Below are 25,919 nucleotides of genomic sequence, written 5' to 3' on the forward strand. Positions count from 1 at the left end.
CATGCTGCCGACACCGAGCCTATTCGTTCGCGCGACGGTTGCGAAGGGGGTTTGCCGGACCACGGAGCGTGGTCCGGCAAGACGCCCGCCTCAGTAACCGAGGCCCTTCTTGCTGTCGTATTCCTTCTGCGGATTGTCAGTGGCCGTGAGCAGCCTGGATTCGGTCTGGATCCACTTCGGTGGAACCGTCCCCTTCTCCTTGAAGGCCGCGACGGCGTCGAAGGCCGGACCGGCCATGTTCGGCGTCAGCTCGACCGTGGCATTGGCCTCGCCGGCGACCATCGCCTTGAAGATATCAGGCACTGCGTCAATCGACACCGTGAGGATGTCCTTGCCCGGCTTGAGACCGGCTTCCTTCATGGCCTGGATCGCGCCGACCATCATGTCGTCGTTGTGGGCGTAGACCGCGCAGATGTTCTTGCCGCCGCCCTCGGCCTTGATGAAGCTCTCCATGACTTCCTTGCCCTTGGCACGGGTGAAGTCACCGGTCTGGCTGCGCACAATCTTCAGATTGGCGTGCTTGGCGATCGCGGTGTCAAAGCCCTTCTTGCGGTTGGCGGCAACGCTGGCGCCGACCGTGCCCTGCAATTCGACGATGTTGCAGGCCTTGTCGCCGACGGTCTTGGCCAGCCAGTCGCCGGCGACCTCGCCTTCGTGGACGCTGTCCGAGGTGACGGCGGTGAGATAGAGGTCCTTGCCCGAGGGATCGATGTCGCGGTCAAGCAGCACGACCGGAATCTTGGCTTCCTTGGCTTCCTTCAGCACCGCATCCCAGCCAGTCGAGACGACGGGGGCGAGGAAGATCGCATCGACGTTCTGCGCGATGAAGGAGCGGATCGCCTTGATCTGATTTTCCTGCTTCTGCTGCGCGTCGGCGATCTTGAGATTGACCTTGCGCTTGGCGGCCTCCTGCTTGGAGACCGAGGTCTCGGCTGCGCGCCAGCCGGACTCCGATCCGATCTGCGAGAAACCGACAGTGAGCTCTGCGGCATTCGCCGGCAGTGCAAGCAGCAACGCGGCGGTGGCGCTGGCCGCAAAAAGGGCTTTGAGGGTCATGAGGCGTGTGTCTCCCAAGTGTTATCCGGGGCGTCCACGGTATCATGACACCCTCAGGCCGACCTTCAGGGCGGCGGAAGGGACTATTCCATGGAAGACAGCGCCCGTATAGTCATATTATTTGACTATTGGTCGAATAATCTGGATGAGCGAAATCTACACGCACAGAGTTAATCTTATACATTATACAACTTAAAGATCAACTCGTTTCTACGAGACAGCATCGTCATGGCCGGGCTCGTCCGGGCATGACGATCTCATGGAAATTCGCGTGTGTGATCCGGTGCGATCAACAGCAGGCAAGCGAAAAAGCTAGATCAGCTTGCGCTGCGCAAGGTTCTTCATCAGCGCGCCGATGCCGAACGTCCACGGCTCGCACTCGTCGCTGGTCCGCATGCGGTTGACGAGCTTGCCGAGTTGCGGGGCGGCAATCGTGACGATGTCGTCGCGCTTGTGGGTGAACCCCTGCCCCGGCGCATCGCGATCCTTGACCGGTGCGAACATCGTGCCGAGGAACAGCACGAAACCGTCAGGATATTGATGCACCTTGCCGATGGTCTGCGCGACGAGATCGGTCGGATCGCGGCTGATCTTGCTGATCGAGGAATGCCCGTCGAGGACAAAGCCATCAGTCCCCATTACGTTCAGGCTGATGTCGAGCCTGCGCGCGTCATCGAGCGTGAAGGTCTCGTCGAACAGCCGCAGCAGCGGTCCGATCGCGCAAGAGGCGTTGTTGTCCTTGGCCTTCGACAGCAGCAGCGCCGAGCGGCCCTCAAAGTCGCGCAAATTGACGTCGTTACCGAGCGCACCGCCGACGATCTTGCCGCGGCTGGAGACGAACAGCACGAGCTCCGGCTCGGGATTGTTCCAGGTCGATTTCGGATGCAGCCCGGCATCCATGCCGGTGCCGACCGAGGAAAGCGTCGGCGCCTTGGTGAAGACCTCGGCATCGGGGCCGATGCCGACCTCGAGATATTGGCTCCAGGCGTTCTGATCGATCAGCACCTGTTTCAAATGCATCGCCTGGTCAGAACCCGGCTTGAGCTTGGACAGATCGTCGCCGATCAGCCGCGTGACTTCCTTGCGAATGGCTTCGGCCGAGGCGGGGTTGCCCTTGGCGCGCTCCTCGATCACGCGTTCCAGCATCGAGATCGCGAAAGTGACACCCGCGGCCTTCAGGGTCTGGAGATCGACCGGCGCAAGCAGCCAGGGCTTTTTCGGATCGCGCCCATCAGGCGCCGTGTTGGCGACGATGGCTTCGAGATCGCCGATGCGTTCGCCCTTGATCGCGGCAAGCGCCTTGGCCGGATTGTCCTCGTCGCAGAGGGCGCTGACGGTCGGAAATTTGGCGGTGACGTCGAAGACGCCGTCAGCGCGCACCGCGACCACGGCCGGACCGTTCGCCTGCGGCAGCCAAACGCGGCCGACCAGCGTTCCCTTCGTTCCGTCCTCGGGGAGAAGGTCTTGAACCGTCAAATTCGTCATGGCCGGCGTCCTCGCTGTTTTTCGGATCGGCTGCTCTCGCTGGCAACTGATCCCATTGGCGAAGACCAATAAACGTCTGGCAGGGGAAGTCCAGAGCGGCAGAATGCCCTGCTGCTACGCCCCTGCGCGCGCCTTGCGGGCCGCGATCTGCTGCAGCGCCCAGCGTGCATTCTTGCGGACGTCTGGATCCGCATCGTCGGCGACGACCGCCAAAAAGGCCTCACCGTCGGGATGCGCGATCTCGCCGAGCGCAGCGGCCGCCTCTTTCCGCAAATTCGCCTGATCATGATTGACACAATGGCCAATTGGGCGCACCGCGCGCTCGATCTTCATCTTGCCGAGGCTGCGGATCGCTTTCAGTCGTACCTGCCAGAACTCATCCGTGAGCCCGCCGATGAGTTGGTCGGCGGCGAGCGAACCGTTGACGCTGAGACCGAGCGTCTCCGCCGCCATCTCTCGCACCATCCAGTCGGAGTCCTTCAGTGCCCGGGTGATCGTCTCGGCAGCGGGCTTCATCTGCGAGAACGCCAGCGCGCTCACCGCGGCGCGGCGTACATGCGCGTCGGGATCATTGATCAGCGCGGTCAGCGCTGGGATGGATTCCTCCAGTTTGAGGAAGCCGATCACGCCGATCGCTTGCACGCGAACGGCGGCATCAGCGTCCTGCAGCGCTTCGAGTGCTGGCTTGAGCGTGTCCTTGCAGCGCAATTCCTTCAGCGCGCGCAGCGCGCCCATACGAACGAAGGCGTGGGCATGCTTGACGAGCGGCAAGATGACATCGGCGCAGGCGGGATCCTTGAATTCCGCCATGCTGTCGGCCGCGGCCGCCGCGACGATCCTTTCCGGATCGACCAGCAGCTTCACCAGCGCACTTGCCGCCTCCGGCCCATCGAACTCGCCGAGTGCCATCGCCACCTGTTGGCGCACGCCGGCGTCGGGATCGGCCACCATATTGGCGAGGTGCGCGACGGCCGCGGGATCGCCGGAATGGCCGAGCGCGATGATCGCGACGCGGCGCTCGGCAGGATCGGCGGCCTGGAGCCGCTCGTCGGCATCTTCGAGATCGTCGTAGGATTCGAACGGGCTCGACATGATCACCTCAACAGGTAGGGAATGTTGACAGTGACGGCGCCGGTCGGGCAATCGGCCTCGCAGGGCATGCAGTACCAGCACTCATCATAAGCCATGTAGGCCTTGCCGGTCATGTCGCTGATGCGCAGCACGTCGAGCGGGCAGACGTCGACACAGACGGTGCAGCCCTTGTCGGCGATGCATTTGGCGTCGTCGACGACCACCGGAACCGATGTCTGATAGGACGCGAGAGGCATGTGATGTCTCCTGTTGCTCTGTTGCGGTGGATCAGGCAGTGGCGCGGATGCGCTGCTTGTCGTAGAGATCCTTCTCGTCGTCGGCGATCGGGACGACGTAAGGCTCGACGGCGCGCTTCTCGCTGGTCATCTTGCCGTTCTGCTTCGACAGCAGCGTGTGGCAGAACCAGTTCTCATTGTCCTTCTCCGGGAAATCGGTGCGCCAGTGGTAGAGGCCCCAGCGGCTCTCCTCGCGATAGAGCGAGGCATGCACGGCCATGTCGGCGCAATCCATGATCGACTGCACTTCCAGGGCGCGGAGCAGCTCATGCGCGTTGCGTGCGATCATGCGCTCCTGCATGTCCTGCCGCGTCTCGGCGAGGCGGCGCATGCCGAGCTCGTATTTGCGCGTGACCTTCGGCGGCTGAAGGTAATCATTCACCAGGCGGCGGGTCTTGTATTCGACCTGGTTCGGCGGAATGCCGTCCTCGCGTTTGGTCGGTGCGAGCACGCGATCGCGCTCCTTGGCGATATCAGCCGCATCGAGCCCGGCAAAGTCGTGATTGTCGGCGAACTCCATCGCGGCGATGCCGGCGACCGAGCCATTGGTGAAGGCGCCGAGCATGTAATTGTGCGGCACGCTCGCCATGTCGCCGGCGGCGTACAGGCCCGGCACGGTCGTGCGCGTGTTGTCGTCGACGAACACGCCGGAGGCGCTGTGGCCGGAGCAGAAGCCGATCTCCGAGATGTGCATCTCGATCGACTCGTTGCGGTAATCGACGCCGCGCCCCTGCTGGAACAGACCGCGCGTGGGCCGCTCGACCTTGTGCAGCGTGGATTCGATCTCCGAGATGGTGTCGGGATGGAGATGCTTGAGCTGGAGGAAAACCGGCCCCTTGCCGGACAGGAGTTCGTTGTAGAACTCCAGCATCATCTGGCCGGACCAGTAATCGCATTCGATGAAGCGCGAGCCTTCGTTGTTCGCCGTGAAGGCGCCGAAGGGACCGGCGACATAGGCGCAGGCCGGGCCGTTATAGTCCTTGATCAGCGGATTGATCTGGTAGCATTCGAGGTTCGCGAGCGCAGCACCAGCGTGATAAGCCATGGAATAGCCGTCACCGGAATTGGCGGCGTTCTCGTAGGTGCCGAACATGTAGCCGGAGGTTGGCAGGCCAAGCCGGCCGGCGGCGCCCATGCAAAGGATCACGGCCTTGGCCTTGATCACCAGGATCTCGGCGGTGCGGGTGTTGACGGAGATCGCGCCGGCAATGCGGCCGTCGGACGATTTCAGCAGCCGCGTCGCCATGTAGCGGTTGGAGATCAGGATGCGCGCGCGGCGGAGCTGACGGTACAGCGCCTTCTTCACGGTCTCGCCGTTCGGCATCGGCAGCACATAGGTGCCGATATGGTGCACCTTCTTGACGGCGTAGTCGCCGTTCTCGTTCTTCAGGAAGCGGATGCCGAAACTGTCGAGCTCCTCGATGATCTTGTAGCAATTCTGGGCATATTTATAGACCGCCTTCTGGTCGACAATGCCGTCATTGGCGATGGTAATTTCCTTGGTGTACTGCTCCGGCGTCGCGTAGCCGGGGATGACGGCGTTGTTCAGTCCGTCCATACCCATCGAGATCGCGCCTGAGCGCTTGACGTTGGCCTTCTCGAGCAGGACGACGTTGGCCTTCGGGTTCTTCAGCTTCGCCTTCAGCGCCGCCATCGGGCCGGCGGTGCCGCCGCCGATCACGAGCACATCGCAGGAAACCTCCGAAAGTCCGTCGACGATCTGATCTAGTGCCATCGCTTGCTCCTGGTCCGCCGGCATCTCCGGCGCCTTTGCATCAGATTTGTTCAGGTGATCGTCCGGCGATAGCAATTAGTTGTCGCCGGGACGCGATTTGCGCCTCAGCGCTCGACGAAGGCCTTTTCGATGACGAAATGACCGGGCTGGCTGTGATTGCCCTCGACAAAGCCGCGCGCGGAGAACATCGCGTGCAGTTCCTCGAGCATCGCCGGGCTCCCGCACAGCATGATGCGGTCGGTCTCGATATCGAGGCCGGATTGGCCGATATCCTCGAACAGCTGGTTGGAGGCGATAAGGTCGGTGATACGGCCGCGATTGCGGAACGGCTCGCGGGTAACGGTCGGATAATAGACCAGCTTGTCGCGGATCAGGGGGCCGAAGAATTCGTGATTGCGCAGGCCATCGACGACGTGCTCGCCATAAGCGAGCTCGGAGACCTGGCGGCAGCCATGGGCAAGCACGATGGTCTCGTAATTCTCGTAGACGTCGGGGTCCTTGATCAGGCTGGCGAAGGGCGCAAGGCCCGTGCCGGTCGAGAGCAGCAGCAGGCGTCTTCCCGGGATGAGATTGCCGGTGATCAGCGTACCCGTCGCCTTGCGGCCGACCAGGATGATGTCGCCTTCCCGGATCTTTTGGAGGCGCGAGGTCAGCGGGCCGTCCTGCACCTTGATCGAGAAGAATTCGAGCGCTTCCTCGTGATTGGCGCTGGCCATGCTGTAGGCGCGCATCAACGGCTTGCCCTCGACTTCCAGCCCGATCATCGCGAACTGGCCGTTCTGGAAGCGGAAGCCGGGATCGCGCGTCGCGGTGAAGCTGAACAGGGATTCGGTCCAGTGCCGGACCGACAAAACCGTTTCCTTCTGAAATGCGCTCATGGTCTCTCCTTTGATTGCGCGCAGGTTCTCGGAGAGAGCGGAGTCCGGCAATTCGGAAGTGGAATTCCCGGTCGATTAGTTTCACATTTCGCGAGCGGTGATTGCAGAGCAGGCGGTAACCGTCCGATCGCATGCTCTCGCTGGCAATTAGTTGCTATCGCCGCGCGCGGACGGCGACGTAGACAGTATGAGGAGGTTCGTCTTGACCATGCCCCTGATGGCGCCAACCGTGGCCGACTACGAAGCAAGCGCCGATCTCGCGACGCTGCTCGTCCGTACCGCCGAGGGTGATGCCTTCAGCGTTCCCGCCGAGAAACTTCGCCTTTCCTGCAAATGCGCCCACTGCACCCGGGCCCGCTTCGACGAATGTTTCCCTGAACGGTTTCCGGGAATCGCCATCACCGAGATCGGCGACCTCGGCTATGGGCTGAACATCTCGTTTTCCGATGGACACAACAGGGGGATTTACCCAAAGCCGTATTTGCTGAGCCTGGCTGCTGCAGACAACCCTGCATCCTGAGCGTTCGGTTGCGCAACCAGCGTCACGGCCGGGCTTGTCCCGGCCGTCCACGATCTTCCTGCCTCACCAAGAACGTGGATGCCCGGGACAAGCCGGGCATGACGGCGGAGCAACCTCACTCCTTAACCCCCATCTGGCACGGACATTGCTCATCTGTAGAACGATTTGAACGTTCCGGAGGCAGACAATGTTGCAGGCGGCAAGTGCAGTGCGCGGGGCGGTTCCCCCGGCAGTCCGACCTGCGGCTAGTTCCTCGCTGCTGCTGACCGAGAACCAGCAATGGATCGGCGGGCCGCCGGCGCTGATGGACAAGCTCAGCCCACGAGAGCGGGAACTGGTGCTGAAGCAGGGCCGGCGAAAGGTGCTTAACCGCGGCCAGACGCTGTTCAGCCAGGGCGGTAAGCATGACGGCATCTGGCTGATCGAAAGCGGCCGCATCCGTGTGTTCTATACCTCGCCGCAGGGGCGCGAGATCACACTCGCCTATTGGCATGTCGGCAACTTCGTCGGCGGGCCCGAAGTGTTCGAGGGCACGGTGCATCAATGGTCCGGCGTCGCGTCGAGCAATTGCAGCGTCGTACACCTGCCCGGAAGAGAATTGCGGTCCCTTGCTGCGGATATCCCGAGCCTCGCGATCGGTCTTATTGAAGGCCTGACTTTCAAGGGCAAATGCTATTCGGCGCTGGCTCAGATGCTGGGAACTCGCTCGATCACGCAGCGCCTCGCACATCTGCTCCTGCACCTCGTCGAGCTCTATGGCGTCGAGGATGCCGAGGGCCGCGTGATCGCGGCCGCCTTCACCCATGCCGACATCGCCCACATGGTCGGCGCCACCAGGCAATGGGTCACGATCAGCCTGAAGCGGATGCAGGAGAAGGGGATCGTCGTCACCAAGCGCTCGCAGATCGTGGTCTGCCGGACCGACGTGCTGGAGGAGATGCGGGGCCAAGCCTCCGACTGAAAAAGCCGACCAGGGCCGGTGCACAGGCAAGCGGCTTTATAGTGCAGGACTGCCCAAGGACTATGCAATCAGCTTTTCCCGGCAACTAATCGACTACCGCGGTCATTCCGGATTTGCCCTGCCCGCGCCCTCCCCCAATCATGGCAACCGCAGCACATCCAACCTGATGAGGATGAGAATGGTCCGCCATCTTCCCACGCTCTCGATCGCGATGTCGGTGACGTCGCTGGCGCTAATCCTCGCCCAGCCGGCCTCGGCGGAAACCGTCACGCTCGGCATCGGAACGCAGGACACCACGACCAACACGGTGACCGCGGGCGTCGTCATCCGGCAGCTGCATCTTCTCGAAAAATATCTGCCCACGTCAGGTAAATACGCCAACATCAAGTTCGAGCTGGAGTGGCAAAATTTCACGTCCGGTCCGCCCGTCACCAACGCGATGATGGCGAACAAACTGCAGATCGGCATGATGGGCGACTATCCGCTGATCGTGAACGGCTTCACCTTCGAGAGCAACCCTGAAAGCAAGAGCCGGCTGATCGGCATCGCCGCATACAGCCTGTCCGGCTCCGGCAACGGCATCGTCGTCCACAAGGACTCGCCCTACTACGATCTCGCCGATCTCAAGGGCAAGCTGGTCAGCGTGCCGTTCGGCTCCGCTGCGCACGGCATGGTGCTGAAGGCGATGCAAGACCGCGGCTATTCATCCGATTTCTTCCAGCTCGTCAGCCAGAGCCCGGAGGTCGGCTCGACCAATCTCCAGGAGAAGAAGATCGACGCCCATGCCGACTTCGTCCCCTTCGCCGAGTTGCTTCCCTTCCGCGGCTTTGCGCGAAAGATCTTCGACGGCGTCGAGACGAACTTGCCGACCTTTCACGGCATCGTGGTGCGCACCGATTTCGCCGAGAAATATCCTGAAGTCGTCGTTGCCTATTTCAAGGCGCTGATCGCCGCCAACCAGTGGCTGCGCGACGATCCCAAGCTTGCTTCCGAGAAGATCCAGGAATGGACCGGCATCAACAAGGAAGTCGTCTACATCTTCCTGGGACCGGGCGGCAACATGACCACCGATCCCACGGTCAAGCCGACGCTGATCGAAGCAGCCAGCGCCGACGTCAAGGTGCTGCAAAACCTCGGCCGCATGAAGGAGTTCGATCCAAAGAAATGGGTCGACGACAGCTACATCCGCAAGGCCTACGCCGAGATGAAGCTCGACTATGACGCGCAGCTGGGCAGCACAAAGAACTATGAGATCAGGGGCGAAGACGCCTTCTGCAAGAAGCCGATCACCGATCCACGCAAGGCCGGCGAGGTCTGGGTCGATGAGGCCGGCATCATGCCGTTCTCGTCCGCCGCCTGCACGCTCGGGGCTTATGCCGACTTCAAGGCCAAGGGCAAGAAGATCAACGTCGCTTACGTCTTCGACACCACGCGCGGCATCAAGCTATTCGCCGACCAGGCCTTCTTTGCGGTCGGCAATGGTGACGTCGCCCCGTTCCTTCTCAAGAAGGACGCCGAGGCCTATGCCGCCAAGATCAGCGGCAAGGTGCTCGGCTTCGACGACGCGGTGAAGGCAGCCGTCAGCGGAGACAAGACGTGAGCAGTCCCGCCCTCGTCAGACATCCCGAGGACAGTATGCCGGCAACAGCAGCACTTGCACAGGCGGGCCCCGCGCCAGCCGCCATCCCACCCGCGCCACCGCCATCCTTCGGCACGCTCGCGCTGCGCTGGTACCGGCTGAACCAGGGTCGGCTTCGCGCCACCGCGATCGGCATCATCTCGCTGATCGCCTTCCTGCTGGTCTGGCACCTGCTCACGACCTATCGCGTCGTGTTCTTTGTGCGTTTCACCAACGTACCCTCCCCGCTCGCGGTCTATGCGAGCTTCGTCAAGGCCATCCACGATCCCAAATTCCTGATGCACATCTTGTTGAGCTGCCGGCGCATCTTCATCGGCTTCTCGCTGGCCGCTGTTGTCGGCGTGCCGCTCGGCCTGATCATGGGCCGCTTCAAGCTGGTGCATGAGATCATCTTTCCCGTGGCCGAGGTGCTGCGGCCGATCCCGGCGATCGCCTGGGTACCGATGGCGATCATGCTGTGGCCGACCAACGAGCAGAGCATCGTCTTCATCACCTTCCTGGGCTCGTTCTTCCCTATCCTGGTCAACACGCTGCACGGCATGTCGCTGGTCGACCCCGTGCTGGTACGCGCCGCACAATGTCTCGGCGCGCGCGAACGGTCGATCTTCCGCGAGGTGTATTTTCCGGCCTCGCTGCCGCACATCTTCACCGGCCTTACCGTCGGCATGGGCGTCGCCTGGGTGTCGCTGATCGCGGCCGAGATGATCTCGGGCCAGTACGGCATCGGCTATTTCACCTGGGAGGCCTATTCGCTGGTGCAATATGCCGACATCGCGCTCGGCATGATCGCGATCGGCGTGCTTGGCCTCGGATCGAGCCTGCTGATCAGGGGTGCGGGACATCTGGTGATGCCATGGAGATCGACGAGATGAGCGAGATGCTTGCGAGCGAACCGAAGGGCCATATCGACGTCAAGAACTTCTCCCTCAGCTATGACAGCATCGAGGGACCGGTTCAGGCCGTCACCGACACGCAGATCCATGTAAAGCCGGGCGAATTCGTCTCGATCGTCGGGCCCTCCGGCTGCGGAAAGTCGACGCTGCTGAACGCAGTCGCCGGCTTCCTCAAACCCACCACGGGAATCGTCACCGTCGACGGCGAGCGTGTGAACGGCCCCAGCGCCGAACGCGGCATGGTGTTCCAGCAATATTCGCTGTTTCCCTGGAAGACGGTGCGGGAGAACGTCGAGTTCGGCCTCAAGATGCGCGGCATGCCGCGCTCGCAGCGCGAACGGGCCGCGCGCACATTGCTCGGACTCGCAGGCCTGGAAGCCTTCGAAAAGCATTACCCGGAGAAACTGTCCGGCGGCATGAAGCAGCGCGTCGGCATAGTCCGTGCGCTCGCCACGGGACCCAAAGTGCTGCTGCTCGATGAGCCGTTCGGCGCGCTCGACGCGCAGACGCGCGTCATCATGCAACAAATCCTCACCAATATGTGGCAGCGCCTGAAAATCTCGGTGCTGTTCGTCACCCACGACATCGACGAGGCGATCTTCCTGTCCGACCGCGTCTACTGCATGACCGCGCGCCCCGGCTCGATCAAGGCCGAGATACCGATTCCATTGGAGCGGCCGCGGCAGCAATCGATGATGATGTCGTCGGAATTTTTGGCACTGCGCCGCGGTCTGATGTCGCTGATCCGCGAGGAGAGCCTGAAGGCGATGGGCGGCGAGATCAACGACATGGGCATGCAGGGGCTCAACATCGAGCTGCACGGGCATTCGCTGGCTGACGTGATTTGATTTAGCTCGACCTGCCCCCCGGGGAAACGACCGTCGCGTAGGGTGGGCAAAGGCGCCCTTGCGCCGTGCCCACCACCTCTCTCGATCGCGAAAATCCGTGGGCACGCTTCGCTTTGCCCACCTTACGGCAGTCTTGCCTCGATCACTTGAACCAGTGCACCAGCGCGATGCTGATGCCGAGCAGCAGCATCAGCGAGAGCGTCACAGCTGCCGTCACCCTGCCACCAACATTGGCGAGCACGCGCACGTCGACCCCGAGGCCAAGGGCCGCCATCGACACCACGGTAAGGAACGTCGTGATCTTCGTCACCGGAGCAACCACCGTACCCGGCACGATCTCCAGCGAGCGCAAGGTCGCGAGCGCAAGGAAGCCGAGGATGAACCACGGGACCAGGCGGAAGAAGCCGACATTGGTCTTCTTGGCGCCGGCCTGCCAGCGCGAAGCGACCAGCGAGAGGCCGACGACCACGGGGCCCAGCATCAGCACGCGCATCAGCTTGACCAGCGTGCCGATCTGCGTGGAGATCAGGCCGGCCGGCACCGTCGCCGCGAGTACTTGCGGCACGGCATAGACGGTTAACCCAGCGAGAATGCCGTACTGCGTGGCGGTGAGCTGGAGCAGCGGGATCAACAGCGGCAGGCCCAGCACCATCATGACGCCGAGAATCGCGGTGAAGGAGATCGAGGATGCGATCTCGTCGCTGCTGGCGCCGATGATCGGCGCGACCGCCGCGATCGCCGAATTGCCGCAGATCGAATTGCCGCAAGCAATCAGGATCGACAGCCGCGTCGATAGCCCGAGCATGCGGCTCAGGCCGAAGGAGACGCAGAGCGCGATCACCACGACTGCAGCGATCGAGGCGAGCAGCGCGATGCCGGAGGCCGCGATGGCGGCAAAGCTGATGGAGGCGCCGAGCAGCATGACCGCGACTTCAAGCAGCTGCTTGGCACTGAAGGCGATGCCGGCCTGCCAGCGCGGCGCCGGCTTCCAGAAGCTGCGCAGGGCCATCCCCAGCAGGATCGCCATCACCAGCGCCTCGATATAAGGGTGCTCGAACACGCCGAGTTCCGCCCGCTCCAGCAGGGCCGAAACACCTGCAACAAGGATGCAAAGGAGAATGCCGGGAATCAGCGCGACGATACGGCTAAAGGCCGTGGTCGGCTTGGCGTCGGCCGGGCTGGATGCTTGATTCTGCGACACAAATCTCTCCCAGAGGAGAAAGATTTATACGCACGGCGCTCGCGTTGGGGAATAAGTTTTCGACATATCAGGGCCGAGGGAAGTTTGATCCCCAGCGTGGAATAACCCGGCTCAAAACAGAGGTCCGTATCAGAAGAGCAGGTCCTTGGCGAGCGAAGCCACGTGGCTGAACCTGTCATAGACGCCCGGCTCGAAGAACGCTGCACGTGCGAGCACGATGCCTGCGACCAGCGTCCAGAATACGGTGGTGCCGGCCCGAAGCAGCAGCTTTGAGGCACGCGATTGCGACTGGCTGTCCGTTGCGGACACCAGCTGCTCGCCGAAGGGCTCAAATCCAGTGCGTTCCATGGCCGTCAATCCATCAATTTGTGGATGGAATGTCGTCGTTTCGGCCCAAAACGGCAATGGAAGCGATTGGCGTTTTTGGCCCCTTGAGGGAAAACTCCTTCCGCAGGAACATCCCACGGCAATAGTTTTCTTCTTTCGCCCCATTTGGCACCGCAGCCTGGACCCCGGAAGCCGGCCGCATGGACGATTCCATCCGGGTCGACTAGCCTGCCGTCGCCCGCAGGTCCGTCGCCGGATCGCCGGAGATCAGAAGAAGACGATGAACATCGAATCTCCCCGCAAGCCCCTCGACCTCGCCTCAGCCATTGCGGAAGGGGACATCCGCTGCCTCCTCATGGTGCTGGTGCACATGACCGGCGACGCCCGCTGGCTCGAGCCTCCTTATCTTCCCAAGCGCGACATCCGTCTCATCCCCGATCCCGAGGCCGGCGTTCCCCGAGAGATCCAGGACGAGATCCGCGCCGCCGTGGTCGAGCTCTTTGCCGACGACACGCCAACACCCGTCATCACCGATCCCGGCGACGAGCTGCTGCTCAAGATGATGCGCGCCTGCCTCGGCGAGAACGTCGCACCGGAATATGCGCCGCTGATGCGGGAGGAGATGGGCTTTGTGTCGCGCGAGGCGCAATGGACCAGGCGGCCATCGGACGAGAAGCTCACAGCGCAGCACGTGCTGATCGTCGGTGCCGGGGTCTGCGCCATCGCGCTCGCCGTGGCGCTTGGCCATCTCGGCATCCCCTACACCATCGTCGAGAAGAACACCGAGCTCGGCGGCACCTGGTGGATCAACCGCTATCCCGGCTGCGGCGTCGACACGCCGAACCACTCCTATTCCTACTCGTTCGGCCCGCGCAATGCCTGGACACGCTATTTCTGCCAGCGCGAGGAGCTGCTCGATTATCTCCTGAAAGTCGCCGATGAATACGGCATCCGCAAGCATCTGCGCGTCAACACGGAGCTGACCTCGTCGCGCTGGGATGAAGGAAAGCGGCGCTGGATCTCGACGCTGAAGACGTGCAATGGCGAAGAAACTTTCGAATCCACCGCGCTCGTCGCGGCCATCGGCCAGCTCAACGATCCCTCCCGCGCGCACTTCAAGGGGGAGGAGAGCTTCGAGGGCACGATCCTTCACTCGGCGTTGTGGTCGGACGACATCAAGCTCGACGGCAAGCATGTTGCCGTGATCGGCACCGGCGCGACATCGATGCAGCTGGTGCCGACGATCGCCGGCCGCGTCGCCTCGGTCACGGTCTATCAGCGCAGCGCGCAATGGGCGCGACCGGTGAAGGGCTATGTCGATCCGATCACCGAGGGCGCGCGCTGGCTGCTCGCGCACCTGCCATTCTATGTGCAATGGTATCGCTTCAACATGTTCTGGCGCTACGGCGATGGCCTGTTGCCGTTCCTGCGCAAGGACCCGGCCTGGCCGCATCCGGAGCGCGCCGTCAACAAGGGCAACGATCGACACCGCCAGGAGCTGACCGACTTCATCCTGTCAGAGCTGAAGGACCGGCCCGACCTGATCGCAAAATGCGTACCGACCTATCCGCCCTATGGCAAGCGCATCCTGCTCGACAACAGCTGGTTCAAGACATTGACGCGGGACAATGTCGAGCTCATCACCGATACGATCGACCATTTTGACGAGAGTGGCATCGTCACCGCCGACGGCAAGCACCGCCCCGCCGACATCATCGTGGTTGCCACCGGCTTCAAGGTCACCGAGATGGCCGCGCGCCTCAACATCAGCGGCCGCGACGGCAAGGCTTTGCGGCAGGCCTGGGCCAACGACAATCCGACGGCGTTTCTCGGCCTCACCGTGCCCGATTTCCCCAACTTCTTCTGCATGCTCGGGCCCAATTCCGGTCCGGCGCATGGCGGCAGCGTCATCTTCCAGTCGGAATGCCAGAGCCGCTACATCTCAGCTTGCCTCGTCGACATGATCGAGCACGACATCGCCGCGATTGATGTCCGCCAGGATGTGCTCGACGACTACGTCAGCAAGGTCGATGCAGAGCACGAGGCGATGATCTGGACCCATCCGGGCATGAGCACTTACTATCGCAACGCAACCGGCCGCGTTTTCTCGGCGATGCCATGGCGCTTCGTGGACTATTGGCGCATGACGCACGATCCCGACATGCGACAGTACAGGCTGACGAAGGCGTAGGTTCGCGGCTCTACGCCGCGAGCCCGCTTTCCACCGGTGCGAATTCCAGCCCGAGGCTGTCCGCCACCGCCTTGTTGGTGACACGGCCGCGATGCACGTTCAGCCCGTTGCGCAAATGCGGGTTCTCCAGCATCGCGGCAAAGCCCTCGTTCGCCAGCATCAAGCCGAACGGCAATGTCGCATTGTTGAGCGCCTGGCTTGAGGTGACCGGCACCGCGCCCGGCATGTTGGCCACGCAATAATGCACGACGCCATCGACCTCATAGGTCGGCTCCGCATGCGTCGTCGCATGCGAGGTCTCGAAGCAGCCGCCCTGGTCGATCGCAACGTCGACCAGCACCGCGCCCGGGCGCATCGATTTCAGCATCGCGCGCGTGACGAGTTTCGGAGCGCTCGCGCCCGGCACCAGCACCGCGCCGATCACGACGTCGGCGCTAAATACTTCTTCTTCGACGGACTCGATCGTCGAGAAGCGCGTGCGCACACGTCCGGTGAAGAGATCATCAAGCTCGCGCAAGCGCGGAATCGAGCGGTCGATCACGGTGACTTCGGCGCCGAGGCCTGCGGCCATCCGCGCGGCCTGCATTCCCACCACGCCGCCGCCAAGCACGACGACGCGCGCCGGCTGCACGCCCGGCACGCCGCCGAGCAGCAGCCCGCGACCGCCGGCCGTCCGCTTGAGCGCGGCGCCGGCGGCCTCGATGGCGAGGCGGCCGGCGACTTCGCTCATCGGCGCGAGCAGGGGGAGGTGGCCGGCCGCGTCGGTGACGGTTTCATAGGCAATCGCTGTGCAGCCGGAAGCGAGCAGGCCCTTGGCTTGCTCCGGATCCGGCGCAAGGTGGAGATAAGTGAACAGGATCTGGCCTTCGCGGAGCTGGGCCCATTCGCCCTTCTGCGGCTCCTTCACCTTCACGATCATCTCGGACTTGGCGAAGATGTCGCTTGCGCTCGCCGCAATGGAGGCCCCTGCCCGCTGGTACACCTCATCGGGCGCGCCGATGCCGTTGCCAGCGCCGGTCTCGACCGTCACCTGGTGGCCGGCTGCGACATATTCGCGGACGGCGCCCGGGGTGAGCCCGACGCGATATTCCTGGACCTTGATTTCCTTGGGTACACCGACACGCATCCTGCTGGTCTCCTTTTGATTCCTCCTGAGATCGTAGCGGCGCAGGCGGTTTGGTTTCGTGCAAATATCCGCTAGCTTTGACCTTCCCGCGCCTGTTTCGGTCGCGGAAGTGCCCTTTCACGCCGGAAACGAAACCTTGGCCCTCGACCGCAAAGACCTCGCGATTCTCGCGGAACTCACGACCAATGCGCGCGCCAGCCATACCGAGCTCGCCAACAAGGTCGGCCTGTCAAGCACAGCGCTGGCGCGACGGCAGAAGGCACTGGAGGATGACGGTTACATCCAGGCCTACCAGGCCGCGCTCGACCTCGCCCAGTTCGGCCTCACCACGACGGTGCTGGTGCGCATTGCGCTTGAGAGCCAGAGCGACGAGGCCCTGAAGGCCTTCGAGGCGGAGGTGGTGAAGTGTCCTTCCGTCGTGCGCTGCTTCCTGATGTCAGGCACCGACGATTACATCCTGATCGTGCTCGCACGTGACATCCAGGATTTCGAGCGCATCCACCGCACCGAGCTGTCGCGACTGCCGCGCGTGGCGCGGGTGCAATCGAGTTTTGCGTTGCGCGAGGTCGTCAACCGCGCAGTGCCGACCGTGGTGTTCGGCGAGACGAAGCGGTAGCCGGGCCCGCTGCGCTCCGAGGCGACGGCTTTGTCAGCGGCGTCGTCCCTTCATCAAAGAAAGTTGAATTGCAATTTCAACCAAACGATTGAGCCGAACAGACCCCATCATCAGACCCAATTGATAGGACGCGATGCGACCAGCGCCCCATGTCACGTAACCATATCATTCCTGGGGTTTTCCATGTTCAAATCCAGCCGCCGTCTTTTCATTCAATCCGTTGCCTTCAGTGCCGGCGCCTTGGGCGCCGGCAAATCCGCGATTGCGGCCCCCGACGGGCATGCGGCGGGCTACGACGTTGCCCCGGCCTCCGAGTACCTGAAGACGATTCCGCGGAAGTCGGGCGATCCCATGGTGTTCACGGCTTCGCTCGACACCGGACCGATCAAGGCCACGTCCGGCGGCTGGGCGCGCGAGATCACCACCCGCGGCCTGCCGCTCGCGACCGGCATCGCCGGCGCACATCTGTTCGTCAATGCCGGCGGTGCCCGGGAGATGCATTGGCACAATTCGGCCGAGTGGGCCTATGTCGTCGACGGCAATTGTCAGGTGACGGCGGTCGACCCGGACGGGCAGCTCGAGGTCGTCAACCTCGGCCCCGGCGATCTCTGGTACTTTCCGAAGGGCCACAGCCACGCCATCCAGACGCTGGGGTCCATCCCCTGTCACGCCATCCTCGCCTTTGACGACGGACTCTATTCCGAGCACGGCACATTCGGCATCAGCGACTGGATGAGCCGCTACGATGCCCCCACTCTGTCGCAGGCGCTCGGCGTTCCCTCCGACATCCTCAGCGCCAATCCGAAAGCGGAAACCTACATCATGCAGGGCGAAATCCTGGCGCTGGACGGGCCGCAGGCGAAGGTCGCAAAGCCCCTCGCTCGCGATCGGACGCATCGCTTCCCGCTGATGTCGCAGAAGCCGCGCGTGAACACCGCCGGCGGCCAGCTCTATGTGGCGTCCGCCGGGGAATTCCCAATGTCGAGCACCATGACCGGCATCGTACTCAAGCTGAAGCCGGGCGCGATGCACGAGCCGCACTGGCACGCCGATGCCAATGAGTGGCACTATGTGCTGAAGGGGCGCACGCGCGTGACACTGTTCGCGTTCGACAAGCGCGTCGCCGTCGCGGAGCTTTCGGCCGGGGACTGCGCCTATATCCCGAGCAATTGCGGACACTCGATCCAGAATATCGGTACCGAGGAAGCAGAGGTGGTCGGCGCGCTCGATAGTGGCGCCTACCGCGAAAGCAGCCTGACCGACTGGGTGAGCCAGGCCCCGCGGCACCTTCTGGCCAACAATTTCGGAGTCCCCGAGGCGGCGGTGGCGAGTTTCGGCCGCAAGCGCACGGTCATCGCCGCGGCGGGCTGACTGTCAAGCGCGGCGCCTGCTGTCATCGAACTGTCATTGAATGTGCAGAGACGTATCCGTCTCCGCACATTCGGGACATGCCATGGCTATTCACGGTGCAACGTTCGCTCGGTGCGGGGACGACGGCTCCCCCGCCGGTCACAGCGCCGGGCCGCTAGCCCTCACGACGGAAAATCGGACGGTCTGACCTGGATGCGATCGGCATGCAACGACCAGTGATGCAACGCCTGGTCCTTGCAGAATTTTGCCTTCGCTCGCTCCGTGGCCTCGATCTCGTCGATAGCGTCGATCTCGAGCGTACCCTGACAAACTTCGCTCTGCCGGCCGTACTCCCCGAGCACGTCCTTCATGAACCTGACGACATAAGTTGACATGGGACCTCCTGCTGCGCCGCCGGCACTCTAATCCCATTTAAGCCGGTTGGGGGAGGGAGATTTTGACGCGGATCAAGGCAAGGCGGCGGTTCCCGCCACCGATACAGTCCGTCAGCAATCAGGCGGTGATGTCGAGCAGGGACTTTTCCGTCTCGGAATAGGCCTGAATGACCTTGGCATTGGCCATGAAGCTGTATTTTGCGGTCGCCAGCTGAACGAATTGGTCAGCAAGATCGACATTAGGCGCAGCGACTAGGCCATCCTGGTTTGCGAAGGGAGCGCTCGGGTCGGACTGTGCGATATAGCTCGGCGACACCGTCGACACGGTCGCGACCGTACCGCCCGGCGTCGAGCCGCTCGATTGGTCGACCTGGTCGACGCGTAGCGGCACATAGGCCGCCGGAAACGTGGGAGCAATGCCCGAACTGCCCGCACCGGCCGGTGCGCCCGATCCGCTTGACGCGGGCAGCGGACCCGTGGTTCGAACATTGGCGATGTTGCTGGCGGCCACGTTCGCTCGCAAACTCGCCGCAGAAAGTCCTGACGTCGCAATCGAAGAGATGCTCATGGGCCCTGATCTACAGGACAAGCCATACGCGTTCACTGACGCAATCAGTAAAATCCGTTGCGTTCCGTTTTCATCCGCGTAACCAGCGCAGAGAGCGCTTCGCCCCTACCCCGGCGTCACGCCAAAGGCCTGCCTGAAGCGCTCGGCATAGAGGGGCCAGACCTCGGGATTGATGATGCGCGGCGGCCGCTTGCCGTCGAGCGTCTCCAGCACCTGCTCGGCTGCGATGCGGCCCATATTCCGGCGCGCTTCGATCGTCACACCCGCCGTATGCGGGCTTGCCAGCACGTTGTCGAACTGCAGCAGCGGATGTTCCGGCGGCGGCGGTTCCTTGGACCAGACGTCGAGACCGGCACCGGCGATGCGCTTGTCGCGCAGTGCCTGGAGCAGCGCATCCTCGTCGTGGATGAATCCGCGTGCGGTGGTGATGAAATAGGCGTGCGGCTGCATCAGGCCGAATTCGCGCACGCTGATCATGTTGCGACTGCCCTTGTTGAGCGGGCAGGAGATCGAAACGAAATCGGCTCGGCGCAGCAGTTCGTCAAGCTCCACCTTCTCGCCACCCCGCTCGGCCATCACCTCTTTGCTGAGATAGGGATCGTAAGCCAGCACCGTCATGCCGAGTAGGCCCTTGCAGAGCGCGGCGATGCGGCGGCCGACATTGCCGAGACCGATGATGCCGACGGTCTTGTGCTCGACCTCGTTGCCGACGAGCTCGTTGCGATTGACATTGGCCTCGCGGCGCAGCCGGCGATCGGACTGGATGATACGCTTGGACAGGGTCAACATCATCGCCAGTGCGTGCTCGGCCACCGAATGCGCGTTGCCGCCGGACTGGTTGACGACCAGCACGCCTGCATCCGTGCAGGCCTCGACATCGACCGGATCGAAGCCCGCGCCGTTGCTGGAGACCAGGAGCAGGTTTGGTGTGCGCTTCAGGAAGGCGGCGTCGACATGGAAGTGCGGCGCCAACTCGTCGCGCGCGGCACCGATCTGATAGACATGCGCCGCGCTCAGGATCGGCGCGTAAAAATCCTCTGGGCTCTCGTTCTCGATGCGGTCGAGCCGTACGTCGGACCGCGCCTTCAGGATGTCGATGTAAACAGGGTTGGCCAGGTATTTGACGTAGAAGACGCGCTTGCTGTTGACCGACATCAGGACCCTTCCGGCTCTGTCGCGGAGGCTCGCAAGGTCAGCGCAATGCGCGTCCGTTCCTAGCGTTCCTCCCGTTTCTCATTATCCCGCTTGTGGCACGGCGGTGCCGGCCACGGAAGCCCGTCTGGCGCAGATCACGGTGCCGGCCCGGACATGTTGACAATCCCGTCCGCTCCGTCAAGTTCGGCAAACGCCGGGACGGCAAAAGAAGACGGCCAAAGAAGAAGCATGTGCGGCGCGAGGGAGAACGCAATGGCGATTGCGGAGCAGCATAATTCGACGCAGGCATCCGGCGACAAGAGCTGGCATGGCATCGTCCTGCAAACCCTGAAGCGGAATGAAATCCGTCTCATCCCCTACGTGCCCGACCGGGTATTGACGCCGCTGATCAAGAATCTGCACGCCGATGCTTTCTTTACGACCTTTGCCACCGCCCGCGAGGAAGAGGCCGTCGGCATCGTCTCGGGCGCCTGGATGGGCGGACGGCGCGGCGCGGTGCTGATGCAGACCTCGGGCTTTGCAACGCTGGCAAACACCCTCGCCTCGCTCGCGGTGCCCTACCAGATCCCGCTGATCATGTTCGTCTCCGAGCGCGGTACGCTGGGCGAATTCAACTACGGCCAGTCGCTGGTCTGCCGCACCATGCGCCCGGTGCTGGATTCGCTGGCGATTGAGCACCACACCATCACCCGGCTCGACGAGCTGGAATTCATCGTCGACCGCTCGATCAAGCAGGCCGTCACGACACAGGCGCCGGTGGCGCTGATCCTCAACCCGCTGCTCACGGGCGGCAAGGTCTTCGACAAGTGAGCGCCGTCATGAACAATACCAATACCAAGATCATGAATCGCTTCGATGTGACGTCGCGCCTGATCGCAAAACTCAAGCAGGGGGAAGCGGTGATCGGCGGCATCGGCAATACCAATTTCGACCTCTGGGCCGCTGGCCACCGCCCGCAGAACTTTTACATGCTGGGCAGCATGGGGCTCGCCTTCCCGATCGCACTCGGCGTGGCGCTGGCGCAGCCCGATCGACGCGTATTCGCGCTGGAAGGCGACGGCTCACTGCTGATGCAACTCGGCGCGCTCTCGACGATCGCGGCCTTGAAGCCGAAGAACCTGACTATGATCGTGATGGACAACGGCATCTACCAGATCACCGGTGCGCAGCCGACGCCCGCCGCTGGCGTCGCCGATCTCGTTGCAATCGCACAGGGCTCGGGCCTCACCAACAGCGCATGGGCCGCGGACGAAGAGGATTTCGAGCGGCTGGTCGATCAGGCGATGTCGGCTGACGAGCCCAGCCTGATCGCGCTCCGCATCGACGACAAACCCGGCGTCGGCACCACCCGCCGGGATCCCGTGCAGATCCGCGAGCGCTTCATGCACGGCCTCGGCGTGCGCGAGCCGCTCTGACATTCAATGGTCGACGACAAGGCCCCGCGGAGCGTCACTCCGGGGGCCATTTCAATTCCTGACGTTCAACCGGATCAGTCGATGATCTTGATCACCCGGCGCGTGCGCGGCTCAACGATCACGCGGCGATCATTCACCACTGCGTAGCGATACTGGGTGTAGTTCGGCACGGGGCGCAGCACCACGGTCGGGGGCAGCGGCTCGCCGACCTCGACGCGCTCGTGAATCACGACTGAATCATCGCGCGGGATGCCGCCGAGGATCGCGTTCGGAATCTCGAGACCGGCGCCGACCGCCGCACCCACGGTGCCCCCAACCATCGCGCCGATCGGGCCGCCGACTTCACCGCCCGTGCGTGCGCCGTTCCTGGCGCCTTCTTCGGTCGTCGACTGAGCAAAGGCTGCACTCGACGCCAGCAGCGACGCGGCAGCCAACGAAATCACAAGACGGGTCTTCATATCTACACTCTCCAGTGTTGTTGGGTGCGCTTTCAACCCGCGAGGGCGGACCATTGTTCCGGTTCCCCTGTGACGAAAGTTGCTTTAAACCTTGAGAGTGTTACGCCGTAACAATTCAGCTGGCTGTGATCTCGTGGCCCGCCATCAGTTCCAGCGCACGCACCATCGCCGAATGATCCCAGCCCTTGCCGCCATGTGCGGTGCAGGACGAGAACAGTTGCTGCGCGACTGCCGTGCTCGGCAGCGACAGGCCGAGAGCGCGCGCGCCTTCGAGCGCGAGATTGAGATCCTTTTGGTGCAGCTCGATGCGAAAGCCGGGATCGAAATCGCGCTTCACCATGCGCTCGCCATGCACTTCGAGAATCCGCGACGAGGCGAAGCCACCCATCAGCGCCTTGCGCACCAACGCAGGATCGGCGCCGGCCTTGGAGGCGAACAGCAGCGCTTCACTCACCGCCTCGATCGTCAGTGCCACAATGATCTGGTTGGCGACCTTGGTCGTCTGGCCGTCGCCATTGGCGCCGACATGCGTGACGTTCTTGCCCATTTTGTCGAAGATCGGCTTCATGGTGCCAAAGGCCCGCTCGGGACCGCCGACCATGATGGTGAGGCTCGCGGCCTTGGCGCCGACCTCCCCGCCGGACACCGGCGCATCGAGGTAGTCCGCACCGAGTGCCTCGATCTTCCTGGCGAATTCCTTCGTCGCCAGCGGCGAGACCGAGCTCATGTCGACCACGATCTGGCCCTTGGAGAGGCCGCCCGCAACGCCGTCCTTGCCGAACAGCACCGCCTCGACGTGCGGCGTGTCGGGCACCATGATGATGACGACATCGGCCTCCTCCGCAACCTCCTTGGCCGATTTGCAGGCGACGCCGCCTGCGGCAATCAACTCGGCCGCGACGGGCGCAATGTCATGCAGGAATAGGCGATGGCCCGCAGCAAGGAGATGGCCGGCCATCGGCCGTCCCATGGTGCCAAGTCCGATGAATCCGATGTCGATCATGGTCTCGTTTCCTCTCGATCAGGTAAGTCGATCCGCGCGCTCGCTCACCTCTCCCCCAAGCGGGAGAGGGAGCGCACCGCCGCTGCGGCTGCGTCTCACGTCTCAAATGTCTGCGCGGCGTGCCAGGACAGGCCTTCCAGCGTCGTGGTGCGCGGCTTGTATTCGCAGCCGATCCAGCCACGATAACCGATCGCGTCGAGATGGCGGAACAGGAAGGGATAGTTGATCTCGCCGGTACCGGGCTCGTGCCGGCCGGGATTGTCGGCGAGCTGGATGTGGGCGATCTGCGGAAGGCATTCCTGCATGGTGCGAGCGAGATCACCCTCCATGATCTGCATGTGATAGATATCGTATTGCACAAACAGGTTGTTCGACCGCACCTCGGAGATCAGCCGTAGCGCCTGCTCCGTGCCATTGAGGAAGAAGCCGGGAATGTCGAGCGTGTTGATCGGCTCGACCAGCAGCTTGATGTTCTCCCGCGCCAGCGTCGAAGCCGCAAAGCGCAAATTGCCGACCAACGTCTCCTGAAGCTCGCGCGGATCGGCGTCCGCAAGTGCGATGCCGACGAGGCAATTGAGCTGCTCGCAATCGAGCGCCTTGGCATAATCGATGGCGCGAAACACGCCGTCGCGGAATTCGGCGGTGCGATCGGGCATGATCGCGATGCCGCGCTCGCCGGCGGTCCAGTCGCCGGCGGGGAGATTGTGCAGCACCTGGGTCAGGCCGTGGGCCTCAAGCTGTTCGCGGAGCTGCGCCTTGTCGAAATCGTAGGGAAAGAGATACTCGACCCCGACAAAGCCCGCGGCCTTCGCCGCGGCAAAGCGGTCGATGAACGGCATCTCGTTGAAGAGCATGGTGAGGTTGGCGGCGAATTTCGGCATGATGCTGTCCCCTATTCTGCCGGCTGCAGCGCGCGCGCAGACCCGACCTCGTCGAGCGGCAAATTCAGCACCTCCTCGAACTCGACGATGTTGTCGATCTCGGTGCCCATCGCAATGTTGGTGACGCGTTCGAGGATGAACTCCACCACCACGGGCACGCGGTGCTTCGCCATCAATTCGCGCGCGGTCGCGAACGCGGCCTGCGTGTCCTTGGGATCGGTGACGCGGATCGCCTTGCAGCCGAGGCCTTCGGCCACCGCGACATGATCGACGCCGTAGACGCCGATCTCCGGCGCGTTGATGTTCTCGAAGGAGAGCTGGACGTGATAATCCATCTCGAAGCCGCGCTGGGCCTGGCGGATCAGGCCGAGATAGGAATTGTTCACGACGACGTGGATGTAGGGCAGATTGAACTGCGCTCCGACCGCGAGCTCCTCGATCAGGAACTGGAAGTCGTAGTCGCCGGACAGCGCGACGATGTCGCGATCCGGGCACGCCGCACGCACGCCGAGCGCTGCCGGCAAGGTCCAGCCCAGCGGCCCAGCCTGCCCGGCATTGATCCAGTTACGCGGCTTGTAGACGCCTAAAAACTGCGCGCCGGCGATCTGCGACAGGCCGATCACCGTGACATAGGTGGTGTCGCGGCCGAACGCCTTGTTCATCTCCTCATAGACGCGCGGCGGCTTGATCGGAACGTTGTCGAAATGGCTCTTGCGCAGCATGGTCTTCTTGCGGTCGCGGCAGGACGCGGGCCACGCCTGGCGCTCGCGGAGCCTGCCGGAACGTCGCCACTCCCGGGCAACGGAAACGAAGAGTTCGAGCGCGGCCTTCGCGTCCGACACGATGCCGAGATCGGGGTTGAACACGCGCCCGATCTGCGTCGGCTCGATATCCACGTGAACGAATTTGCGGCCCTTGGTGTAGGTCTCGACCGAGCCGGTGTGCCTGTTGGCCCAGCGATTGCCAATGCCAAGCACGAAATCGGACTCCAGCAGCGTAGCGTTACCGTAGCGGTGGCTGGTCTGGAGGCCGACCATGCCGGCCATCAGCACGTGATCGTCGGGGATCGTGCCCCATCCCATCAGCGTCGGTACCACAGGCACATTGGCGATCTCGGCGAATTCGACCAGCAGGTCGGAGGCGTCGGCATTGATGATGCCGCCGCCGGCAACGATCAGCGGACGCTCGGCGGCGTTGAGCATTTCCAGCGCCTTCTCGACCTGCTTACGGGTCGCGGCAGGCTTGTAGACCGGCAGCGGCTCATAGGTCTCGTCGTCGAACTCGATCTCGGCGAGTTGCACGTCGAGCGGCATGTCGATCAGGACCGGCCCAGGCCGGCCCGAACGCATCACATGAAACGCCTGGCTGAAGACGCGCGGCACCAGCGCCGGCTCGCGCACGGTCACCGCCCATTTCGTCACCGGCTTTGCGATCGCCTCGATGTCGACGGCCTGAAAGTCTTCCTTGTAGAGCCGCGCCCGCGGCGCCTGGCCGGTGATGCAGAGGATCGGAATGGAATCGGCGATCGCCGAATAGAGGCCTGTGATCATGTCGGTGCCAGCCGGCCCCGAGGTGCCGATGCAGACGCCGATATTGCCGGCCTTGGCCCGTGTATAGCCTTCGGCCATGTGCGAGGCACCCTCGACATGGCGCGCCAGGATGTGGCGGATCGAGCCACGCTTCTTCAGCGCCGAGTAAAGCGGATTGATCGCCGCCCCAGGAACGCCGAAGGCGGTCGAGATGCCTTCCTTCTCCAGGATACGCACGGCTGCATCGACGGCTCGCATCTTCGCCATATCGGACCTCGCTCAAGTTTAATTCAGCGAGCGAGATCATCAGGTGCGCAGATGC

General features: G+C 63.1%; 26 protein-coding genes. 10 read left to right on the forward strand and 16 right to left on the reverse strand.

Translation table 11 applies throughout. The features are described 5' to 3' along the window. Window positions 1-90: 90 nt before the first annotated feature. The 6 genes from ytfQ to ACNJX9_RS26825 all read right to left on the reverse strand — a co-directional run bounded on the left by ytfQ (window position 91) and on the right by ACNJX9_RS26825 (window position 6,521). Window positions 91-1,056 carry a galactofuranose ABC transporter, galactofuranose-binding protein YtfQ gene (gene ytfQ / locus ACNJX9_RS26800; protein WP_057758962.1) on the reverse strand — a complete coding sequence of 322 codons (966 nt, stop codon included), beginning with the start codon at window positions 1,054-1,056 and terminating at the stop codon, window positions 91-93. 312 nt (window positions 1,057-1,368) lie between these two features. Then, window positions 1,369-2,541, reverse strand: coding sequence for a fumarylacetoacetate hydrolase family protein (locus ACNJX9_RS26805; RefSeq protein WP_439405023.1), 1,173 nt, complete (start codon window positions 2,539-2,541; stop codon window positions 1,369-1,371). A gap of 114 nt (window positions 2,542-2,655) precedes the next feature. Then, entirely contained in the window at window positions 2,656-3,633 is a 978-nt protein-coding gene (locus tag ACNJX9_RS26810) for a HEAT repeat domain-containing protein (protein ID WP_439405025.1), read from the reverse strand. A gap of 2 nt (window positions 3,634-3,635) precedes the next feature. Next, window positions 3,636-3,869: a 4Fe-4S dicluster domain-containing protein gene (locus ACNJX9_RS26815; protein WP_008141081.1), complete on the reverse strand. Its 234-nt coding sequence runs from the start codon at window positions 3,867-3,869 to the stop codon at window positions 3,636-3,638. A 31-nt stretch (window positions 3,870-3,900) separates the two neighbouring features. Next, window positions 3,901-5,643 carry a fumarate reductase/succinate dehydrogenase flavoprotein subunit gene (locus ACNJX9_RS26820; RefSeq protein ID WP_439405027.1) on the reverse strand — a complete coding sequence of 581 codons (1,743 nt, stop codon included), beginning with the start codon at window positions 5,641-5,643 and terminating at the stop codon, window positions 3,901-3,903. Between the two features lie 104 nt (window positions 5,644-5,747). Continuing rightward, window positions 5,748-6,521, reverse strand: coding sequence for a ferredoxin--NADP reductase (locus tag ACNJX9_RS26825; protein ID WP_439405028.1), 774 nt, complete (start codon window positions 6,519-6,521; stop codon window positions 5,748-5,750). A 208-nt stretch (window positions 6,522-6,729) separates the two neighbouring features. On the opposite strand from ACNJX9_RS26825, the gene ACNJX9_RS26830 reads away from it, so the two are divergent. The 5 genes from ACNJX9_RS26830 (at window position 6,730) to ACNJX9_RS26850 (ending at window position 11,382) form a co-directional block, all read left to right on the forward strand. Continuing rightward, window positions 6,730-7,041 carry a gamma-butyrobetaine hydroxylase-like domain-containing protein gene (locus ACNJX9_RS26830; protein ID WP_439410137.1) on the forward strand — a complete coding sequence of 104 codons (312 nt, stop codon included), beginning with the start codon at window positions 6,730-6,732 and terminating at the stop codon, window positions 7,039-7,041. 187 nt (window positions 7,042-7,228) lie between these two features. Continuing rightward, complete coding sequence (locus tag ACNJX9_RS26835) at window positions 7,229-8,002, forward strand: Crp/Fnr family transcriptional regulator (protein ID WP_439405030.1); 774 nt, start codon at window positions 7,229-7,231, stop codon at window positions 8,000-8,002. 178 nt (window positions 8,003-8,180) lie between these two features. Continuing rightward, entirely contained in the window at window positions 8,181-9,602 is a 1,422-nt protein-coding gene (locus ACNJX9_RS26840; RefSeq protein ID WP_057758970.1) for an ABC transporter substrate-binding protein, read from the forward strand. Beyond that, entirely contained in the window at window positions 9,599-10,513 is a 915-nt protein-coding gene (locus ACNJX9_RS26845) for an ABC transporter permease (protein WP_439405031.1), read from the forward strand. Before ACNJX9_RS26840 ends, ACNJX9_RS26845 begins: the two co-directional genes overlap by 4 nt. Beyond that, entirely contained in the window at window positions 10,495-11,382 is an 888-nt protein-coding gene (locus ACNJX9_RS26850; protein ID WP_439405033.1) for an ABC transporter ATP-binding protein, read from the forward strand. Before ACNJX9_RS26845 ends, ACNJX9_RS26850 begins: the two co-directional genes overlap by 19 nt. Before the next feature lie 142 nt (window positions 11,383-11,524). On the opposite strand, the gene ACNJX9_RS26855 is transcribed toward ACNJX9_RS26850, so the two are convergent. Both ACNJX9_RS26855 and ACNJX9_RS26860 read right to left on the reverse strand, forming a co-directional pair. Beyond that, on the reverse strand, window positions 11,525-12,583 hold the full coding sequence (locus ACNJX9_RS26855) for a YeiH family protein (protein WP_220006853.1): 1,059 nt from the start codon (window positions 12,581-12,583) through the stop codon (window positions 11,525-11,527). Between the two features lie 129 nt (window positions 12,584-12,712). Continuing rightward, entirely contained in the window at window positions 12,713-12,931 is a 219-nt protein-coding gene (locus ACNJX9_RS26860) for a hypothetical protein (RefSeq protein ID WP_271602181.1), read from the reverse strand. Window positions 12,932-13,190: 259 nt separating this feature from the next. Between ACNJX9_RS26860 and ACNJX9_RS26865 the strand changes: the two genes are divergently transcribed. After that, window positions 13,191-15,101 carry a flavin-containing monooxygenase gene (locus ACNJX9_RS26865; RefSeq protein WP_439405034.1) on the forward strand — a complete coding sequence of 637 codons (1,911 nt, stop codon included), beginning with the start codon at window positions 13,191-13,193 and terminating at the stop codon, window positions 15,099-15,101. Window positions 15,102-15,111: 10 nt separating this feature from the next. On the opposite strand, the gene ald is transcribed toward ACNJX9_RS26865, so the two are convergent. Beyond that, window positions 15,112-16,227, reverse strand: coding sequence for an alanine dehydrogenase (gene ald / locus ACNJX9_RS26870; protein ID WP_439405035.1), 1,116 nt, complete (start codon window positions 16,225-16,227; stop codon window positions 15,112-15,114). 136 nt (window positions 16,228-16,363) lie between these two features. On the opposite strand from ald, the gene ACNJX9_RS26875 reads away from it, so the two are divergent. Continuing rightward, complete coding sequence (locus tag ACNJX9_RS26875; RefSeq protein ID WP_057759127.1) at window positions 16,364-16,843, forward strand: Lrp/AsnC family transcriptional regulator; 480 nt, start codon at window positions 16,364-16,366, stop codon at window positions 16,841-16,843. A gap of 183 nt (window positions 16,844-17,026) precedes the next feature. Then, on the forward strand, window positions 17,027-18,214 hold the full coding sequence (locus tag ACNJX9_RS26880; protein WP_057758983.1) for a cupin domain-containing protein: 1,188 nt from the start codon (window positions 17,027-17,029) through the stop codon (window positions 18,212-18,214). 161 nt (window positions 18,215-18,375) lie between these two features. Here the strand turns inward: ACNJX9_RS26880 and ACNJX9_RS26885 are convergent, their stop codons facing one another. The 3 genes from ACNJX9_RS26885 to ACNJX9_RS26895 all read right to left on the reverse strand — a co-directional run bounded on the left by ACNJX9_RS26885 (window position 18,376) and on the right by ACNJX9_RS26895 (window position 20,311). Further along, on the reverse strand, window positions 18,376-18,588 hold the full coding sequence (locus ACNJX9_RS26885) for a hypothetical protein (protein ID WP_057742018.1): 213 nt from the start codon (window positions 18,586-18,588) through the stop codon (window positions 18,376-18,378). Window positions 18,589-18,706: 118 nt separating this feature from the next. Beyond that, window positions 18,707-19,156: a flagellar basal body rod protein FlgC gene (locus ACNJX9_RS26890; protein ID WP_439405037.1), complete on the reverse strand. Its 450-nt coding sequence runs from the start codon at window positions 19,154-19,156 to the stop codon at window positions 18,707-18,709. A gap of 105 nt (window positions 19,157-19,261) precedes the next feature. Then, a complete protein-coding gene (locus tag ACNJX9_RS26895; protein WP_439405038.1) occupies window positions 19,262-20,311 on the reverse strand; it encodes a hydroxyacid dehydrogenase in 1,050 nt (349 codons plus the stop codon). A 252-nt stretch (window positions 20,312-20,563) separates the two neighbouring features. Between ACNJX9_RS26895 and ACNJX9_RS26900 the strand changes: the two genes are divergently transcribed. Continuing rightward, window positions 20,564-21,121, forward strand: a complete 558-nt coding sequence (locus ACNJX9_RS26900; RefSeq protein WP_439405040.1) for a thiamine pyrophosphate-binding protein — start codon at window positions 20,564-20,566, stop codon at window positions 21,119-21,121. Between the two features lie 8 nt (window positions 21,122-21,129). Beyond that, on the forward strand, window positions 21,130-21,726 hold the full coding sequence (locus tag ACNJX9_RS26905; protein ID WP_439405041.1) for a thiamine pyrophosphate-dependent enzyme: 597 nt from the start codon (window positions 21,130-21,132) through the stop codon (window positions 21,724-21,726). 74 nt (window positions 21,727-21,800) lie between these two features. On the opposite strand, the gene ACNJX9_RS26910 is transcribed toward ACNJX9_RS26905, so the two are convergent. From ACNJX9_RS26910 to gcl, 4 genes are all read right to left on the reverse strand, one after another. Continuing rightward, window positions 21,801-22,184 (reverse strand): DUF1236 domain-containing protein, encoded by a 384-nt coding sequence (locus tag ACNJX9_RS26910; RefSeq protein ID WP_057742034.1) that lies wholly within the window; start codon window positions 22,182-22,184, stop codon window positions 21,801-21,803. Between the two features lie 115 nt (window positions 22,185-22,299). Continuing rightward, complete coding sequence (locus ACNJX9_RS26915; RefSeq protein ID WP_439405043.1) at window positions 22,300-23,187, reverse strand: 2-hydroxy-3-oxopropionate reductase; 888 nt, start codon at window positions 23,185-23,187, stop codon at window positions 22,300-22,302. Window positions 23,188-23,282: 95 nt separating this feature from the next. Next, window positions 23,283-24,068, reverse strand: coding sequence for a hydroxypyruvate isomerase (hyi, locus tag ACNJX9_RS26920; protein WP_439405044.1), 786 nt, complete (start codon window positions 24,066-24,068; stop codon window positions 23,283-23,285). Window positions 24,069-24,079: 11 nt separating this feature from the next. Then, on the reverse strand, window positions 24,080-25,864 hold the full coding sequence (gene gcl, locus ACNJX9_RS26925) for a glyoxylate carboligase (RefSeq protein WP_439405046.1): 1,785 nt from the start codon (window positions 25,862-25,864) through the stop codon (window positions 24,080-24,082). Between the last annotated feature and the right edge of the window lie 55 nt (window positions 25,865-25,919).

This window comes from Bradyrhizobium sp. BLXBL-03 (genome assembly GCF_051853015.1).
GTDB lineage: Bacteria > Pseudomonadota > Alphaproteobacteria > Rhizobiales > Xanthobacteraceae > Bradyrhizobium > Bradyrhizobium manausense.

Bases quoted from the DNA above. Each gene is read 5' to 3' on its own strand.
- ytfQ (WP_057758962.1), bottom strand. From the start codon at position 1,056: ATGACCCTCAAAGCCCTTTTTGCGGCCAGCGCCACCGCCGCGTTGCTG.
- ACNJX9_RS26805 (WP_439405023.1), bottom strand. From the start codon at position 2,541: ATGACGAATTTGACGGTTCAAGACCTTCTCCCCGAGGACGGAACGAAG.
- ACNJX9_RS26810 (WP_439405025.1), bottom strand. From the start codon at position 3,633: ATGTCGAGCCCGTTCGAATCCTACGACGATCTCGAAGATGCCGACGAG.
- ACNJX9_RS26815 (WP_008141081.1), bottom strand. From the start codon at position 3,869: ATGCCTCTCGCGTCCTATCAGACATCGGTTCCGGTGGTCGTCGACGAC.
- ACNJX9_RS26820 (WP_439405027.1), bottom strand. From the start codon at position 5,643: ATGGCACTAGATCAGATCGTCGACGGACTTTCGGAGGTTTCCTGCGAT.
- ACNJX9_RS26825 (WP_439405028.1), bottom strand. From the start codon at position 6,521: ATGAGCGCATTTCAGAAGGAAACGGTTTTGTCGGTCCGGCACTGGACC.
- ACNJX9_RS26830 (WP_439410137.1), top strand. From the start codon at position 6,730: ATGCCCCTGATGGCGCCAACCGTGGCCGACTACGAAGCAAGCGCCGAT.
- ACNJX9_RS26835 (WP_439405030.1), top strand. From the start codon at position 7,229: ATGTTGCAGGCGGCAAGTGCAGTGCGCGGGGCGGTTCCCCCGGCAGTC.
- ACNJX9_RS26840 (WP_057758970.1), top strand. From the start codon at position 8,181: ATGGTCCGCCATCTTCCCACGCTCTCGATCGCGATGTCGGTGACGTCG.
- ACNJX9_RS26850 (WP_439405033.1), top strand. From the start codon at position 10,495: ATGGAGATCGACGAGATGAGCGAGATGCTTGCGAGCGAACCGAAGGGC.
- ACNJX9_RS26860 (WP_271602181.1), bottom strand. From the start codon at position 12,931: ATGGAACGCACTGGATTTGAGCCCTTCGGCGAGCAGCTGGTGTCCGCA.
- ACNJX9_RS26865 (WP_439405034.1), top strand. From the start codon at position 13,191: ATGAACATCGAATCTCCCCGCAAGCCCCTCGACCTCGCCTCAGCCATT.
- ald (WP_439405035.1), bottom strand. From the start codon at position 16,227: ATGCGTGTCGGTGTACCCAAGGAAATCAAGGTCCAGGAATATCGCGTC.
- ACNJX9_RS26880 (WP_057758983.1), top strand. From the start codon at position 17,027: ATGTTCAAATCCAGCCGCCGTCTTTTCATTCAATCCGTTGCCTTCAGT.
- ACNJX9_RS26885 (WP_057742018.1), bottom strand. From the start codon at position 18,588: ATGTCAACTTATGTCGTCAGGTTCATGAAGGACGTGCTCGGGGAGTAC.
- ACNJX9_RS26890 (WP_439405037.1), bottom strand. From the start codon at position 19,156: ATGAGCATCTCTTCGATTGCGACGTCAGGACTTTCTGCGGCGAGTTTG.
- ACNJX9_RS26895 (WP_439405038.1), bottom strand. From the start codon at position 20,311: ATGTCGGTCAACAGCAAGCGCGTCTTCTACGTCAAATACCTGGCCAAC.
- ACNJX9_RS26900 (WP_439405040.1), top strand. From the start codon at position 20,564: ATGGCGATTGCGGAGCAGCATAATTCGACGCAGGCATCCGGCGACAAG.
- ACNJX9_RS26905 (WP_439405041.1), top strand. From the start codon at position 21,130: ATGAACAATACCAATACCAAGATCATGAATCGCTTCGATGTGACGTCG.
- ACNJX9_RS26910 (WP_057742034.1), bottom strand. From the start codon at position 22,184: ATGAAGACCCGTCTTGTGATTTCGTTGGCTGCCGCGTCGCTGCTGGCG.
- ACNJX9_RS26915 (WP_439405043.1), bottom strand. From the start codon at position 23,187: ATGATCGACATCGGATTCATCGGACTTGGCACCATGGGACGGCCGATG.
- hyi (WP_439405044.1), bottom strand. From the start codon at position 24,068: ATGCCGAAATTCGCCGCCAACCTCACCATGCTCTTCAACGAGATGCCG.
- gcl (WP_439405046.1), bottom strand. From the start codon at position 25,864: ATGGCGAAGATGCGAGCCGTCGATGCAGCCGTGCGTATCCTGGAGAAG.